Annotated in this window: 22 protein-coding genes; 20 read left to right on the top strand and 2 right to left on the bottom strand. The window is 47.3% G+C overall.

Annotated features, from left to right (window positions below):
* Positions 1 to 19: 19 nt before the first annotated feature.
* The 4 genes from ACOZB4_RS08770 to ACOZB4_RS08755 all read left to right on the top strand — a co-directional run bounded on the left by ACOZB4_RS08770 (position 20) and on the right by ACOZB4_RS08755 (position 2645).
* Positions 20 to 550, top strand: a complete 531-nt coding sequence (locus ACOZB4_RS08770; protein WP_379413679.1) for a hypothetical protein — start codon at positions 20 to 22, stop codon at positions 548 to 550.
* Between the two features lie 10 nt (positions 551 to 560).
* Positions 561 to 1100, top strand: a complete 540-nt coding sequence (locus ACOZB4_RS08765) for a methylamine dehydrogenase (protein ID WP_379413681.1) — start codon at positions 561 to 563, stop codon at positions 1098 to 1100.
* Between the two features lie 14 nt (positions 1101 to 1114).
* Complete coding sequence (locus ACOZB4_RS08760) at positions 1115 to 1585, top strand: hypothetical protein (RefSeq protein WP_379413683.1); 471 nt, start codon at positions 1115 to 1117, stop codon at positions 1583 to 1585.
* A 76-nt stretch (positions 1586 to 1661) separates the two neighbouring features.
* Entirely contained in the window at positions 1662 to 2645 is a 984-nt protein-coding gene (locus ACOZB4_RS08755; protein ID WP_379413686.1) for a helix-turn-helix transcriptional regulator, read from the top strand.
* Positions 2646 to 2737: 92 nt separating this feature from the next.
* Here ACOZB4_RS08755 and ACOZB4_RS08750 read toward each other — a convergent pair whose 3' ends face one another.
* Positions 2738 to 3922, bottom strand: a complete 1185-nt coding sequence (locus tag ACOZB4_RS08750) for an MFS transporter (protein WP_379413690.1) — start codon at positions 3920 to 3922, stop codon at positions 2738 to 2740.
* Between the two features lie 186 nt (positions 3923 to 4108).
* The gene (locus ACOZB4_RS08745) at positions 4109 to 4540 is read right to left on the bottom strand and encodes a hypothetical protein (protein WP_379413692.1); all 432 of its coding nucleotides are present in this window, start codon (positions 4538 to 4540) and stop codon (positions 4109 to 4111) included.
* Positions 4541 to 4604: 64 nt separating this feature from the next.
* Here ACOZB4_RS08745 and ACOZB4_RS08740 point away from each other — a divergent pair, with 64 nt between their 5' ends.
* The 16 genes from ACOZB4_RS08740 to ACOZB4_RS08665 all read left to right on the top strand — a co-directional run bounded on the left by ACOZB4_RS08740 (position 4605) and on the right by ACOZB4_RS08665 (position 14373).
* The gene (locus tag ACOZB4_RS08740) at positions 4605 to 5006 is read left to right on the top strand and encodes a NusG domain II-containing protein (RefSeq protein WP_422759526.1); all 402 of its coding nucleotides are present in this window, start codon (positions 4605 to 4607) and stop codon (positions 5004 to 5006) included.
* Positions 5007 to 5205: 199 nt separating this feature from the next.
* Complete coding sequence (locus ACOZB4_RS08735; RefSeq protein WP_379413698.1) at positions 5206 to 6372, top strand: metallophosphoesterase; 1167 nt, start codon at positions 5206 to 5208, stop codon at positions 6370 to 6372.
* Positions 6373 to 6425: 53 nt separating this feature from the next.
* Complete coding sequence (locus tag ACOZB4_RS08730; RefSeq protein ID WP_379413700.1) at positions 6426 to 6551, top strand: hypothetical protein; 126 nt, start codon at positions 6426 to 6428, stop codon at positions 6549 to 6551.
* 7 nt (positions 6552 to 6558) lie between these two features.
* Positions 6559 to 7185, top strand: a complete 627-nt coding sequence (locus ACOZB4_RS08725) for a hypothetical protein (RefSeq protein WP_379413702.1) — start codon at positions 6559 to 6561, stop codon at positions 7183 to 7185.
* Positions 7186 to 7202: 17 nt separating this feature from the next.
* Positions 7203 to 7544: a DUF3139 domain-containing protein gene (locus ACOZB4_RS08720; RefSeq protein ID WP_379413704.1), complete on the top strand. Its 342-nt coding sequence runs from the start codon at positions 7203 to 7205 to the stop codon at positions 7542 to 7544.
* 48 nt (positions 7545 to 7592) lie between these two features.
* Positions 7593 to 8138, top strand: a complete 546-nt coding sequence (locus ACOZB4_RS08715) for a GNAT family N-acetyltransferase (protein WP_379413707.1) — start codon at positions 7593 to 7595, stop codon at positions 8136 to 8138.
* Positions 8139 to 8265: 127 nt separating this feature from the next.
* A complete protein-coding gene (locus ACOZB4_RS08710) occupies positions 8266 to 8571 on the top strand; it encodes a hypothetical protein (RefSeq protein ID WP_379413709.1) in 306 nt (101 codons plus the stop codon).
* Positions 8572 to 8683: 112 nt separating this feature from the next.
* Positions 8684 to 8914, top strand: coding sequence for a hypothetical protein (locus ACOZB4_RS08705; protein WP_379413711.1), 231 nt, complete (start codon positions 8684 to 8686; stop codon positions 8912 to 8914).
* 42 nt (positions 8915 to 8956) lie between these two features.
* Positions 8957 to 9439, top strand: coding sequence for a hypothetical protein (locus ACOZB4_RS08700; RefSeq protein ID WP_379413713.1), 483 nt, complete (start codon positions 8957 to 8959; stop codon positions 9437 to 9439).
* Between the two features lie 20 nt (positions 9440 to 9459).
* Entirely contained in the window at positions 9460 to 10017 is a 558-nt protein-coding gene (locus ACOZB4_RS08695) for a GNAT family N-acetyltransferase (RefSeq protein ID WP_379413716.1), read from the top strand.
* A gap of 120 nt (positions 10018 to 10137) precedes the next feature.
* A complete protein-coding gene (locus tag ACOZB4_RS08690; RefSeq protein ID WP_379413718.1) occupies positions 10138 to 10884 on the top strand; it encodes a GNAT family N-acetyltransferase in 747 nt (248 codons plus the stop codon).
* A 135-nt stretch (positions 10885 to 11019) separates the two neighbouring features.
* Positions 11020 to 11742 (top strand): class I SAM-dependent DNA methyltransferase, encoded by a 723-nt coding sequence (locus tag ACOZB4_RS08685; RefSeq protein WP_379413720.1) that lies wholly within the window; start codon positions 11020 to 11022, stop codon positions 11740 to 11742.
* Between the two features lie 15 nt (positions 11743 to 11757).
* On the top strand, positions 11758 to 12237 hold the full coding sequence (locus ACOZB4_RS08680; RefSeq protein ID WP_379413722.1) for a GNAT family N-acetyltransferase: 480 nt from the start codon (positions 11758 to 11760) through the stop codon (positions 12235 to 12237).
* Positions 12238 to 12289: 52 nt separating this feature from the next.
* Entirely contained in the window at positions 12290 to 12946 is a 657-nt protein-coding gene (locus tag ACOZB4_RS08675) for an HAD family hydrolase (protein ID WP_379413725.1), read from the top strand.
* A gap of 58 nt (positions 12947 to 13004) precedes the next feature.
* Entirely contained in the window at positions 13005 to 13556 is a 552-nt protein-coding gene (locus tag ACOZB4_RS08670) for a GNAT family N-acetyltransferase (protein WP_379413837.1), read from the top strand.
* 118 nt (positions 13557 to 13674) lie between these two features.
* Entirely contained in the window at positions 13675 to 14373 is a 699-nt protein-coding gene (locus ACOZB4_RS08665; protein ID WP_379413728.1) for a YjjG family noncanonical pyrimidine nucleotidase, read from the top strand.
* Positions 14374 to 14397 lie beyond the last annotated feature (24 nt).

The following is a 14397-nucleotide window of genomic DNA, read 5'->3' as shown; positions in this document are numbered from 1 at the left end:
GAAAGGAGCATACCGGTCCATGTATTACGATTTGCTCGCGATATCCGTTACTCTGCCCATGCTGTTGTCGGTGGTGAGCTTTGGCTGGAGCCGTGTATTCGGTGACCCGGATCTTTTCCCCGGAAGTGCCCGTCTGCATGTTCTGCTCACCCTGCTGCAAGTCCTGTCAGTGACCTTGGTATATTGTTTTCCATCGCGGCTCAGCTTCTTGGGCATCTCTTTACTCTATTTCGTTCAGGGCTTGGGCGTCGCTTATTTCATCTGGAAAAAAGGAAGGGTGGACTGCGGCTGCCTCGGACCTCAGATCAACTCCAAGCTTGGCTTTCCATTGGTTGGGTTCAATCTGGCGATGGGTCTCATGGGATTGGCCTACAGCCATCCTGTCTGGTTTGCGCATAGTCACTCTTTCGCTGTAACCGGCCTGCTTATGGAGGGGATGATGCTGCTGTTATCGCTGTTTATCATCATAGGGGTTCCGGATGCGCTGCACGCAATCCGAATATACCGCGAGATTGCTGCACCTTATGTTTCCAAAATTAAAAAGTTGTAAGGAGGCCGCGATGAACACGTTCTTCTGGATCTCATATACCATGCTGTGGATTCTGGTCGTACCGTTGGTCATTCTGAATCTGGTCCTGTTCCGCCAGTTGGGGATTATGGTGATGGGGACTGCGAGAGGTGTGAATCAGTCCGGCATTCCGGTCGGCCAAAAAATACCCGGAGCCACAACGACGACCTTGCAAGGAGCCGAGTGGTCCACGAGCAAGTTGATTGGCAGGCCTTCCATCATGCTGTTTGGATCGCCGACGTGTAAGGAATGCGCCGATATTTTGCCGGATTTTAGGCGGATCGCCAGGATGAATAACGTAAAACCCATTCTTTTGCTATTCTCGTCCGTGGATTTAGCATCGGATTATGTCCGAAAAATAGCTTATGACGATGAGGTGCTGATCGTAAGTTCGGAGTTTGCGAATCATCTGGATGTGCAGGTCACCCCTTATGCCTATGCGGTGGATATGAACGGCGTTATCCGGCATAAGGGTTTGGTGAACAGCAGGGAACAACTTGAAGCGTACGCGAAAGCATCAAGGGCTTCTTAGGATGAGGTGAGAGTATGTGGCGGAAGCCGGAGAACAAGGACGAAGAGACCCAGGTGTTGATCAGCCGGGTTACCCGGAAGATGAATCGGAAGTCGCTGCTGAATAAATTTGCGCAAAAAACAGCCGAGACGCTTGCCAAAGTATTGGTCCGGCCCGATGATGACGATATCGTCAAAATCTCGTTTGCTGCGGGGCCCTGCCGGCCTCCGCATGGACAATATTGCTCGGGCTGCGGCGCAGATGCTTCTTGTCCGTCCGATTATATCATTTGCACCCCCAAGACGGTGATTAACGATTGCCGAGGTCTATGTCCATACCCTTCCGGGTGGTGGTATACGAGCGATCCAGTGGGAAGCCGGGCCAAGTGTCAGGATTGCATCTCGCAATATGTGAACCCTTATATCGGCCGAGATTGGTGTTATCAGGGAGCCCAAGTCTATGGACGGTATGTAATCTGTGCATGCAGGTCAACGGAGCTGTATTGATAGAAGAAAAAGGTATGTGATTAATGCAGTTCATAATGAAATCAACATTGTAATCCAAGGTGGGGGGGGGCCCGGCATGCAGCCGGATTTTTCGGCAGCTTCACGCTGCTCGGAATCATTGCAGATGATCTATGATGCTTATTTTGCCACTTTAAATATTCAAAAGTCCGGCAGCAATGCCTATATGCTCGCTCCATCGGCGGGAGAAGGCGGCTTCCACCGTTTGCGGACCTTTAGCGGCCTACAGATGTGCTATTCGGATTATCAATATCATCGCCGGTTTACGAACCGGTTTCAATCGAAAGAGCCCATGGTCGAGATTCAGTTCAATTTTAGCGGAGAACGGCATATCCATATTGGCGGAAAGGATCGCACCATGGACCGTGGGACAAGCGCCCTGCTGTTGATGGAGGATATTGACGTTCGCTTTACGCTGCCGAACCAAGAGCGGCATCAGTCATTCTCGCTTGGCGTTCCTGTCTCCCTGTTTAATTTTGCGGTGGCCCAGGCTGCAGGGCGTGAAGAGAATCATTTCAGGAAGCTGCTGGACGTTTCCGAATTTCAAAAAATCCACTTGTCTTTCCGCTCCCCTGAACAAGAACTGGTCAAGAGATTGATTCATGATGTCTGTCAGCCCATGCGGTCCATGCTGCTTGTTGAAGGTACAGCTTATGAGCTGCTGGATCGAATGATCCAGCAGCTGTTCGGTCATGAATCCTTGCCTGAAGGGCTATCAGCGGCGGATGTACGCAAGCTAAGCCTCGCTCATGGGATTTTGGAGTCGAGATACGCTTCACCGCCTTCGTTGCTGGAGCTGGCCAAAGAAATTGGGCTGAATGATTATAAACTTAAGCTGGGCTTCAAGCAATGTTACGGGACAACCGTATTTGGGTTCATCCGGAAGGTCAGGATGGAGCGGGCGATGGAATTATTGCATAACGGGGAGGCTAACGTGACCGAGGCAGCCTTGACCGTAGGTTATCGCAATGTGAGTGCATTCTCGCAGACATTTCGCCAAACTTATGGAGTCAGTCCTTCTGAAGTTAAGAAGTATTACTGATACGGAGATTTACACTCAATCGTTTAACTTTCTTGTGATCCAAATAAAGGCATCCCCGTTTGGGGACGCCTTATTTTGTTTAAGTCGTCGAATCAAGCATCATTCGCAGAGGGCTGATCCCGTGTTCCAAGCACAACCAATGCCATCAGAAGGACAATGATCCCGATCAGCGCAAAGGGGATATGTTTGTCCACTCGATAGAGGGTCGTGCTGAGAATCGGGGAGATCATGGCAGCAATGCCCTGAACGGCAGACACCAGACCGGCTACGCCGCCTTGCTGCTCGCGACTAACCGCAAGCGAAGCGCCTGCCATAAATCCAGGCATCATCAGTCCGGTGCCTACACCGAATAAGAAGAATGCGATGAAGTAGCTTATCAAGCTTCCGGTGATGAGCAGCAGCAGCATACTGGCCATAAGCAGTACTGCGCCGATCAGAATCATCGCTTTTGGAGACCATTTGAGTTTCTTCATCTGCAGGCCCTGCGTGACAATCATGGCGACTCCGCTAATCATTAAACTAAGGGAGATCATACTGGCTGTTTCCTTGGTCGTCAGCCCGAGCTGATCCTGATAATAAAACCCGCCGATGACTTGTACCGTAATGATGCCCAGCATGGTGGCCAGGCCCGCAAATAAATAAAGACGAACTCTTTTTTGGAACGGATTCACACGGGGGGCCTTCTGCTGAATGACCGGTTTTGTGGCAGGGACAAGGTAAAGAACTGCAACTACAGCGATTACCGGCAGAAGGGCACCAGCATACAGCGGGGCGATCAGGCTGATGAGCGCAAACCCGCCGGCAATAGCAGGACCCAATACCAAGCCTAACCCGTTAGCCGCGCCAAGCAGTGCCATTCCGGCGGAGCGGCCTTTCTCGTCGGTCACATCGGCGATATACGCCTGAGCCGAAGAGGGAACAGCGGGAATAAAGAAACCCACCATAGCCCGCGTAATAATGAGCAGGAGGATAAGCAGCACACCGGAGATTCTATCATGAAGACCCAGGTACATAACCGCAGTGAATAACATATAACTGACGAACATGCCAATAAAACCAAATACAATGACAGGCTTCCTGCCCTTGGAATCACTTAAATTCCCCCATACCGGTCCCATGACGGCCATTGCGATGGAACCCAGGGATATGATCAAGCCGGAATGCGTCTCGCTTAATCCCAATTCCCTGATCAAGGGCGGCATAACGGGAGCGATGATCATTAATCCAACCATGGCGACAAATACGCTGAAGAACATGCCGATCCGGATTCTAGCCATTCTATTGTTTCCTCCTATCGTTCCGATTTGAAGCAACATTACGTTGTGAACATTGCTATTCATAAGCCTAAAGTATACTCGCGATTACTCGCTACCTGCTGGCGGATGAAGTTGTGGCGGAACGGATTATTTTAACGGATAGAATGAATGGCTTTCCTATTCTTCTGTGCATTGCTTATTGAGAAACTATAAGGCGGTTTTAGAAGTGGACGTAGACAATAATAGTTCAGGCAGCAGGTTCAGAAGCTTTACCATCGTATGGGCATCTCCGTAGTTCCAGCGTTCTGCCTCCAACACATGAACAAGGCCGTTCCGGACAGCCGGAAGGTTGCCCCATAGCGAGGACTGCATCATAACTTCCGCAGTTTGCCTGGATACGGCATTGCCCGGAATAAGCATAAAGATACGGTCACCGGCGTAGAAGGGCAGCTCCTCAGTTGAAATTTCCTTATAACCCAACCCGTCGCTCAGCACCTTGCGAATAGGCTCCGTCGGTTGAAATCCACGCGCGTGATATAGACCTGTTGACAGACCGGACATTCCCATAACGAAGAGACGGGATTCATTTTCCGTTTGTACAAGCCGTATGGCGTAGTTGACGAATGTGACAAAATTCATTTCGATGGTTTCGCAGATGGTTCATACTTGGGTTCGAAGACTGTGCATGTCAGGAGGGAGCATGTTGTCCAGAATAAGACGCGGAGATATGATCCTGTTTGCCTTGATCCTGATCCTTGGCTCCTTCACGGGTCTGCAATGGTGGAAACACAGCCATGTGGATTACCAGCAGGGACAACTGCAGGCCTTGATTACGGTGAATGGCAAAGAATACGAAACCGTCCCACTGACCGGGGACGGACGTATCATTGATATTAAGACCAAGTTTGGACACAACACGCTGAAAGTGTACGACTACGGGATCCAGATGATATACTCGGATGCCCCGAGGAGAATTGCACTGGATATGGGATTTATTTCGGAACCCTACCAGCAGATCATCTGCGTGCCGACTAGAGTCGTGGTCGAGGTGTTAGTCCCCGAACATGAACAGCGTGAGACGGAACTGGATGCTGTGGTAGGCTAAGTTCAGGGTACAAGAGGGTATGGCTATCATAAATTCCACTAAGAACCGGGGGTTTTTGCCGGTTCTTTTCGTTATGTTGGACATTGGCGTGAATGTAAGGTTAGCGTAACTTTTTAGCTGAAAGGATAGTTATAATTAGAGAGGAAGTGAGGTTATGCTACCATAATTTCCCGAAAAATAGGAACGAAGGAGGCTGAACATGCTTTCCATTATGAAAGGGCCGTACCTGCAAAACCCGACCGAGCACACCATGACCGTGATGTGGGAAACGTCTCTCCCTGCAACTTCCAGGGTAGATGTTCTGCTTGCTGAGAGAATACATAGCGGACATCAAGGGAACTACAAGCAGCCTGTTGACCTATTCGGTACTTTCGCTAATGAGTCTCCAACACGGATACATCAAATAACGGTGGAGGGTCTCGAGCCCGGAACCACCTATTATTACAGGATCTACACCCAGCATGAATCCTATAAGATTGATTCGGGATTTTATATGTTCAAGACAGCAGCAGGACAAGGTGAGCCATTCTCTTTTACAGTGACCAGTGAAACCGGGGGTTACAGCGGGTTTGATTCGTCGGGAGGATGTATAAATCAGAGAATTTTCAGCCGGATGAAGCAGTATCGACCCGATATCGCCTTGTTTGTAGGAGATGTCGTCCATGACGGGAACCTTGCTAAGGATTGGAACAAGTATTTCTTTGGGCCTGGACGAGATTTTTTTGTGGATACGCCTATCTACAGTTGCCTGGGAAATCATGAGGACAACGCGTCATGGTATTACGATCTGTTTGCTTTTCCCGAACCGAAGAATTTCTACGCATTTTATTACGGAGACGCTCATTTTATCTGCTTGGACAGCACGGATTTGATCAGAAAAGAAGATTATCCTCGCAGCTCCGGCGTAATGAGTCCGGGAAATGCGCAGTATGATTTCTTGGAACGCGAGCTCTCAACAAGCAATCGCAGGTGGAAAATTGTATATTTTCACTACCCGCCATATATTTCGGGCGGCTATCAAGTCGAGGATTTGCGGCAGCTTTGCCCGGTATTTGAACGGTATGGCGTGGATCTGGTTATCAACTCGCATACGATTGTATATGAGCGAAGCCACCCATTGACGCAAGGAACCGTGGATTACGACAACGGCATCGTGTACATCGTAGCAGGCGGCGCCGGAGCCATGCCGGGCTGGTTGCTGCCCAAGAGGGAATGGCATACTTCGCAGTCTTTGGCGGTGCCTCATTTTCTGCAAGTCGTTGTAACGTTGGATCGCTTGGAAGTGCGCGCCATCGATGATGAAGGGCGATTGTTTGATACGCTGCGAATACGAAAAAGCGCTGAAGGCAAGAGGGATTACATATAGAAGAGATATGGTTGAATGCAGGTCTCCAGTCCAAGCAGTAAGGTGGGGTGAAGATGGAAATGCTCGCATTGATATTGATAGTAGGCTTTTTATTCGTTGTGGTATATTTGAGGGCGATCTGGAACGTATTGCTGGAGATTCGAAACGAGTTAAGACAAGATAGCGACAGAGGGGCATGATTATATAATGAACGAGAAAAAAGACTACTCCCACGTATATTGGATCGGGGGGTCCCCCTGTTCAGGTAAATCCACGATTGCTGAAATGATCACGAAAGATTATGGCTACACCTATTATCAATGTGATCTGTTCAACGAGAAGCATGTGAACGCAAGCAATCCGTCTGAGTTTCCCACCATGTTCCGATTGAAGGATATGACCTGGAATGCGTTGTGGTCGCGACCTGTAGAGCAGCAGGTTCATGAAGAACTGGAGTTTTATCGCGAGGAATTCCGGATGATTGTGGATGATGTATCGGCCATGCCGGATACGAGCCCCATCATTGTGGAGGGTGCAGCGCTTTTGCCGGAAAAAGTAGCAGAGCTGGTATTCAGCCCTCATCAGGCGATCTGGGTCGTGCCGGTACCGGATTTCCAGAAGGAGCATTATGCGAAGCGGGAATGGATCCATGATATTCTGAATCAATGCGATGATCCTGATACCGCGTTCCAGAATTGGATGGGACGAGATATCGGCTTTGCGGCATTTGTGGCCCAGGACGCCATGGATCGGGGATTCAAGGTTATATTTGTGGACGGAAGCAGAAGCATTCAGGAGAACTACGAAGAGGTTAAACGGCATTTTAATCTATGAAAATAGCAGGGAATAAAATGAAGAAAATCAGAATTGCATTACTGGTATTGTTAGCTCTTGTGCTTCTGTCTCCCTTTGTGTACGTGCAGGCGAATAAAATGATCTACGCTAAGAAGGTGAATGCCTACCTGCTTGAAGAAGAACATTACAGCAAGGATGAGATACAGTCGGTAAAAGGCGTCTGGGGCGTTAAGCTGCCTCCCTTTTATGTCGTCGTGGTGTTCAAGGACGAGCCTGATGTCGAATATGTTTATTTTGCCCATGATACGATTATGCAGTTCGAATACCGATTGACGCCAGAGGGGAAAGCCCGTGGAATTACCCAATCAAAGCTAAGGCATTATATCCCAAGGGACTAATATGGTATGATCTGATTTCAGTTTAAGCTGTTCAAGGGGGAGTTTTGCATGTCCATTACACTACAAACTTCGCGTCTGCAGTTGAAGACCATGGATCGGGATCGGGCAGCGGATGTGGTGGATTTTATAGTCAAGAACGATGACCATTGGAAGGTATGGGAGCCCGCTAGAGAAGTTGAGTTCTATACCATCGATAAACAGGCGGAGATTCTGGCTGCGGAGAGTCGAAGCATAGCTGACGGATCTCTGTTTAAAGTGTGGCTGCATCAAGATGATGAAATCATCGGTTCGATTGCGATCAGTAATATCGTTCGAGGCGTCTTTCAATCGGCACATGTGGGATACAAGCTGGCACAGGCTCATACGGGGAAAGGGTATATGACCGAAGCGCTTAGGGCCGTGGTCGCCTATTGTTTTGATACGTTGGAGCTGCACCGGTTGGAAGCTAACATCATGCCAAGAAACAAAGCTTCGTTGAATGTAGTGAGACGACTAGGCTTCTACGAAGAAGGACTGGCCATTAAATACCTGAAGATTAACGGGGTTTGGGAAGACCACTTACATATGGTTATCCGCAATGAACGCTTGGAGTAAACACATGAAAGGTGTATACTTCAATGATTTATAAGACAAACCGATCATCAAGACTCAGACCTGAGATGGGAGCATTTGGGGCGCTGGGTCTTTCTCACAATTACGATAAGTTCAGGAGGTTATCGCTATGCCGTGGCCCATGGTCCATTTTGCGGTTGCCCAGCAGCTGGGCGGACCGGAGCCGTCTCCGCATTTGCTGATCGGGAGCATCGCTCCGGATGCCATTCATGTTAGAGGCAAGATCACGAGAGAACAGAAAGGGATTACGCATCTGGTACATGACGGAAGGCTGCCTGACGCAAATCTCATCAAGGAGAATTATTTGCATTATCTAAATCTGAAGCCGGAGAAGGCATGGAAAGAATATATATATATACGGTTATTTTGCCCATATCTACACGGATTTACGGTGGGTTCAGACGTTGTACGCTGATTTTAAGGAAGAAAACATAGAGGACGAAGAAAACATAAGATATACATATAACCAAGAGGTCAGTCAGCTTGAATTCGAATTGAAACGATCACAGCATGGGACAGACTCCATTTTGAATAAACTTAAGGATTCGGCAGGACATTCCATACCTCTTTTTGTTGAAAAGTCAGAGGTGGAGCAGTACCGGACGCTCAAATTAGAGTGGCTGTTGGATGAACGTAATGAGCCGAAGGTTGAGCTGGTTTATTTTACCTTAGATAAAGTGGAAACGTTCATACAGGACACAGCTGCCGAGTTGAACACATTATTCGTCTCATCGGGAATTCATGAACATGAAGGTTAAATTGAAAAGAAAATACAATTGCTTAGGGATATATAGGAGGTTGTGGCTCTGAAGAATAAACTTCGATTGGGTTTATGGATCTGTTCTGTCTGGATGGTATTGGTTTTGTGCTCCTGTCAGAGCGAAGGTGAAAAGGTAGAGCATGTTGAAGCTTTTATCGCTGAAAATATAATGATGAATGCAGATGGATTCTCTGTACCCGCAGGTTATAAAAAAGTGAATTCCATTACCAATTATGAAGACAATCGAGGGGCAACTCAGTCACGAGTACGGGCGATTGAAGATTATTATGATAGCAATGGTAACTTTATTATAACAAAGGTATATGATCAGAGTCATAAACGATTGAAAAATCTACAGACGGAGGATACAAATAATCTCGAACAGGAGTTTGATCAGCCTCTAACCATCCACATCCCTGATGACCAAACATGGAAACCCGTCCAGCTAACTGATGAACAAAAGGATGAAGTTAAAGCCTATGTTATGAAACACACCAAAAACCTGTGTGTCAATTGTAATTGAAGATACAAGGAGGACTTTTCATGCTTCAAGTAGAAGTTAGGCGACCTAATCGCGGTGATATAGATGCCATGGAGGATTTTTTCAGGTTCGTGATTACCGATACTTTTGCCAAAGAAGGTTTATCAGATTTATCGGAGGACATGAAACAGGAGATCGACAGCAAAAATAGGTACTTGAACGCGGATTTTGATACGCACGGAGAGCAGAGATACTTTCTCATCGGACTGCTAGACAACAACATTGTGAGCTGCATCGAGTTTGGACCATCCAATGCATTGATCCGGGAAGCTACTGATGGTGAATGGCGTGATGTGGTTGAAATCGGAACGGTATTTGTTGATCCTGATTACCAACAGCAAGGGATCGGAAGTCTAATGTTAAATGTCATGTATCTTACGCTTCTCAGTAAAGGAATGACCGAATTTTGTTTGGATAGCGGATACTCCCATGCACAGAAGATCTGGAAGAAGAAGTTGGGTGAACCCAATTATGTCCTTCAAGACCATTGGGGGAGCGGAGCAGACCATATGATATGGAAAAGAAGGCTTGCGGATGTTCCTGTTACATTCAGATTATAGGCGGTTAATCGACTATCGAAGTCGGGTGGAAGTTCTGGTTGAAAGCAGACATTTTTATTTATTGAATAAAAAATCGTATTATCGTATATTTATTCCTATCATATTGTAGGAGTGGTATACGTGCATAAGAGAATCGAAGAGCTTACCTTAAACGCTTGGCCAGCGCTCCAAACCTTGACACATCATGGATGGCTGTTACGATTTGCAGACGGTTATACCAAGAGATCCAACTCCATTCATGCTCTCTATACGGAGCCTTCGATAGACCTTTATGGCCAGATTGAACAATGTGAGCGTTTATACGTGAAGGCCGGGCTTGACGTCATATTTAAAATGACACCATTCAATCCGCAGGAACTCGATCCTATTTTGGAATCCAGGGGATATACCATACAGGATCCTACCAGCTTTAGAGTGTTGGATCACTTGGATGATATTGAGCCTCCATCCCATGAGGAGGTTAAGATCGAAGAAAAGCTAACCAATGAATGGCTGAATGTGCTCGGGGATATTACCGGAATTTCCGAGAGAAACAAGGCTGTGAAAAGAAAGCTGTTTAACTATTCCGTGATACCGTATGGATTCTTCATCCTATATGATCAAGCTGAACCTGTAGCATGCGGGATCGGAGCTTTGGAGCAGGGCTTTGTAGGAATATATGATCTGGTTACGGCTCCGGCATGTCGAAATCGCGGGTTTTGCAAACAGTTACTGTTACATATACTGCAGTGGGCCAAGAAGAATGGAGCCACGAGCAGCTATTTACAGGTGGTACAGAGTAATCTTGCTGCAAGCCGATTGTATGATCGTCTTCAGTACAAAGAGATTTATTCCTATTGGTACAGACACAAACGTATCGAAGGGTAAGCACATGCGACCCAAATCATGGATATTGATGAATCCGCTGCTTATGTGAACAAGGGGTTACTCAATCTGATGAACAGTTGTATAATCATGGAAGATGCCTGGCACGGATGACCCGGCTTGAGATGATGTTATCCGATGCGGAAAGTTGGTGAATCCATGTTTGATTTATCGTCGAAATATTATGATGTAATTTACAGCCTTAAGGATTATGAGCAGGAGGCCCAGCAGGTCCGGGATTATATTGAAAGACAGGGTAAGGATTACCGGACCATGCTCGACGTTGCCTGTGGAACCGCTGAACATGCTTTGTTCTTAAAGAAGTACTATGCAATCGATGGTATTGATCTAAATCCCGAATTCGTCTCGATAGCGAAGTCAAAAAATCCTGAGGGTGATTATTCGGTTGCCGACATGACCCGTTTTCACTTGGATCGGAAATATGATGTGATCCTGTGTCTGTTCAGCTCCATCGGTTATGTGAAAACGCTGGATCTATTGGTGCAGACCCTTACGCAGTTTAAGGAGCATCTGAACGAGGAGGGTGTCATTCTGGTTGAGCCGTGGTTTACACCGGATGTCTGGACCGCCGGAAGAGTGGACGCGATCATGACTGAGCGTCGCGGGATCCATATGAGCAGGATGTCCCATTCGGACCGCGAAGGCAATATTTCGATCATGAAATTCGAGTATTTGTTTGGAAGCGAGCATGGAATTGAACATTATACGGAGGAGCATCGTATGGGGCTCTTCACCGTGGATGAGATGATTAAGGCATTCCAGGAAGCGGGCCTTCACGTGGAGCATGATCCGCAAGGCTTGATTGGAAGAGGCATGTATATTGCACGAAATATGAAGTAAGGAGGAGCTTGTAATATGTACACCCATAGGCCGCTGGCAGACGAGGATTTATCAACGATATGCAGCTTTCCTCAAACGCCGGAGGAGCTGTTTTACGTGAGTCCCAGATCGGAGTTTCCTTGGACGCCGGAGCAAATCTTGAGTTTGCTAGAAAATCGATATGATCCTACGGTTATTGTTGAAGAATCTACAGGGCAGGTTGTCGCTTATGCGAATTTTTATGAGGATGTTGATCAATCTCTGTTGCTCGGCAATGTTATCGTTGCTCCGTCGCATAGGGGAATGGGAGCCGCGCAGAAGCTGTTACAGACCATGATGGATATAGCCAAAGAGAAATATGGAATGACAACCTTTTCTCTTAGCTGCCATAATACCAACTCCAGAGGGCTGGTTTTTTATCATAAGCTTGGATTTGAGCCCTTCGATGTCCGTATTACGACGTTAGATGATGATCAGAAGATGATTAGCATTCAGATGAGGATGAATTTAGTCTGAGTGGGATGGTGTATAGTCGTTCTTGAAGCAAAGGATGAAAGGGGAGCGAGGTATGTCCAGCATTCAGGCAGTGCTGTTTGATTTTGATGGTACATTAGCAGATACGCTGCCGCTTTCGTTTAAAGCGTTCCGGGCGGTTTTCATGAAATATGAAGGTAAAACGCTGACGGATGCGGAAATCGTGCAGACGTTTGGGCCAACGGAGGAAGAGATTATAACTAAAAATCTCTCGAATCCAGCCCATGTTGACGAAGCCGTAGCCTATTATTACGAAGTTTTCGAGAAGGATTTTCAGGAGCATGTACAGGTTTCGGAGGCGATTCAGGATCTTATTTCGAAGTTGTGGGATTTACATAAACCCATGGTCATTATTACGGGCAAGAGTAGAAGGTGCCTGGATATATGTCTAAGAAATCTGGAGCTGGACGTTTTTTTTGCCGCTACCATTACGGGTGATGAGGTTGAACGTTCCAAGCCGGACCCGGAAGGGATATTCAAAGCCGTTCAATTGCTCGGTCTGAGTACATCGGACGTGGTTTTTGTCGGCGACAGCGATGCCGATATAGCGGCAGGCAAATCAGCCCAGGTGCTCACCATTGGAGCGCATTGGTTTGATACCGTACAGAACGTAGAATTTAGCGTTGAACCTGATGATATTTATACTCGGCCCGATCAGTTAATAGCCCTCGTGATGGGCCAGGGAAAATGAGCGAGCGAATGAATGCAGGAGGACTATATTGAACAAGACAAGTATCCATTCCCCAGGAATGCCCTTCACAATTGAATGTGAGGACATCCTGCTCAGGGAATATATGGTGGAAGACCTTGATGCGATCTTTAAGATCACGCACGAACCTGAGATCAGACAGTTCCTGCCCGGTTGGGATGTACCCAGGGAACAGCGGCTCGAATGGTTAATCAACTATGAAATTGTGGAGAACCGGCAGTTCTTGCAGACCGTTCATGACGGCGGGGACGTCGGGAAGCTGCGTCTGCGGCTAGCCATGGTCTTAAAAGAAACAGGCGAATGTATCGGCTGGTGCAATACAGGTCCTAAGGAAGAACTGCCTCAGCCCAATCGAGAGATTATGTACGGAATCTCGAATCAGCATTACAATAAGGGATATACAACGCAAGCTGTACGGGCATTAATCCGTTATTTGTTCCGAAATACAAGGGAGCGAGAACTCAACGCTGTCGCCCTCGTTCATAATCACGCTTCCAACAAAGTCATCCAAAAATGCGGGTTTACCTATATCGGCGAGATCGAACTTGAGCAGGAGCGGTATCATCTCTATAAACTCCGCAGAGAGGGTTAAGGAGGTATGATGAAACAGCTTGCCTTGGGTGTAGGATTCTTCATTTGACTGAATAGCTTCTAAGTGAATCAGCAACCCAGATTGTCATAAGTTAAGCAGCATGAGAAGGAGGGCAGCCGTGCGTTACAACGTTATTTTATTTGATGCAGATGAAACATTATACGACTATGCCAAATCGGAGGCTTTTGCGTTGTCCGGCGTTTTTGGCGAGATTGATCAGGAGTGCACGGATGCCATCGTAGACAGCTACAGACGCATTAACCAGCAGTTGTGGCGTGATTTCGAGCAGGGGAAGGTTACACAGCCTGAATTGCGTACTGCCAGGTTTGATCGGCTGTTGGCAGAACACGGCATTAAGTGTGCCTTGGACGCCGATGCCTTTAGCGATGTTTACATAAAATATTTAGGGCAAGGCTCCTTTCTGATGGAAGGGGCAGAAGAGCTGTGCAGTCAACTGACCGAACACGGCCAACGAATGGCGATCATCACAAACGGAATTAAGGAAGTGCAGTTTAACCGAATTAGCCGGTCTCCGTTATGCGATTCCTTTGAATGCATCATTGTTTCGGAGGATGCTGGGTCCCAGAAGCCCCATGAAGGCATATTCGATTATGCATTCGATAAGTTGAATCATCCCGACAAGAAGGAGGTTCTCATCGTCGGCGATTCGTTATCTTCCGATATACAAGGAGGCATCCATTACGGGATTGATACCTGCTGGTATAATCCGCTGCGCAAGGCAAACCCGACATCCATTCAACCTAAGTATGAGATTCATTCCCTTATGGAACTGCACGATATTATTTCATCTGAGTGATCTTGTTGTATCCTGTACCCGATG

Source organism: Paenibacillus sp. NPDC058898, assembly GCF_049316025.1.
Lineage (GTDB): Bacteria > Bacillota > Bacilli > Paenibacillales > Paenibacillaceae > Paenibacillus_AQ.
The sequence above is the reverse complement of the archived record's forward strand: the minus strand, read 5'-3'. Positions and strand labels throughout refer to the sequence as shown.

Bases quoted from the DNA above. Each gene is read 5' to 3' on its own strand.
- ACOZB4_RS08695 (WP_379413716.1), top strand. From the start codon at position 9,460: ATGCTTCAAGTAGAAGTTAGGCGACCTAATCGCGGTGATATAGATGCC.
- ACOZB4_RS08735 (WP_379413698.1), top strand. From the start codon at position 5,206: ATGCTTTCCATTATGAAAGGGCCGTACCTGCAAAACCCGACCGAGCAC.
- ACOZB4_RS08730 (WP_379413700.1), top strand. From the start codon at position 6,426: ATGGAAATGCTCGCATTGATATTGATAGTAGGCTTTTTATTCGTTGTG.
- ACOZB4_RS08670 (WP_379413837.1), top strand. From the start codon at position 13,005: ATGCCCTTCACAATTGAATGTGAGGACATCCTGCTCAGGGAATATATG.
- ACOZB4_RS08685 (WP_379413720.1), top strand. From the start codon at position 11,020: ATGCGGAAAGTTGGTGAATCCATGTTTGATTTATCGTCGAAATATTAT.
- ACOZB4_RS08675 (WP_379413725.1), top strand. From the start codon at position 12,290: ATGTCCAGCATTCAGGCAGTGCTGTTTGATTTTGATGGTACATTAGCA.
- ACOZB4_RS08755 (WP_379413686.1), top strand. From the start codon at position 1,662: ATGCAGCCGGATTTTTCGGCAGCTTCACGCTGCTCGGAATCATTGCAG.
- ACOZB4_RS08680 (WP_379413722.1), top strand. From the start codon at position 11,758: ATGTACACCCATAGGCCGCTGGCAGACGAGGATTTATCAACGATATGC.
- ACOZB4_RS08710 (WP_379413709.1), top strand. From the start codon at position 8,266: ATGCCGTGGCCCATGGTCCATTTTGCGGTTGCCCAGCAGCTGGGCGGA.
- ACOZB4_RS08750 (WP_379413690.1), bottom strand. From the start codon at position 3,922: ATGGCTAGAATCCGGATCGGCATGTTCTTCAGCGTATTTGTCGCCATG.
- ACOZB4_RS08725 (WP_379413702.1), top strand. From the start codon at position 6,559: ATGAACGAGAAAAAAGACTACTCCCACGTATATTGGATCGGGGGGTCC.
- ACOZB4_RS08760 (WP_379413683.1), top strand. From the start codon at position 1,115: ATGTGGCGGAAGCCGGAGAACAAGGACGAAGAGACCCAGGTGTTGATC.
- ACOZB4_RS08770 (WP_379413679.1), top strand. From the start codon at position 20: ATGTATTACGATTTGCTCGCGATATCCGTTACTCTGCCCATGCTGTTG.
- ACOZB4_RS08745 (WP_379413692.1), bottom strand. From the start codon at position 4,540: ATGAATTTTGTCACATTCGTCAACTACGCCATACGGCTTGTACAAACG.
- ACOZB4_RS08720 (WP_379413704.1), top strand. From the start codon at position 7,203: ATGAAGAAAATCAGAATTGCATTACTGGTATTGTTAGCTCTTGTGCTT.
- ACOZB4_RS08715 (WP_379413707.1), top strand. From the start codon at position 7,593: ATGTCCATTACACTACAAACTTCGCGTCTGCAGTTGAAGACCATGGAT.
- ACOZB4_RS08765 (WP_379413681.1), top strand. From the start codon at position 561: ATGAACACGTTCTTCTGGATCTCATATACCATGCTGTGGATTCTGGTC.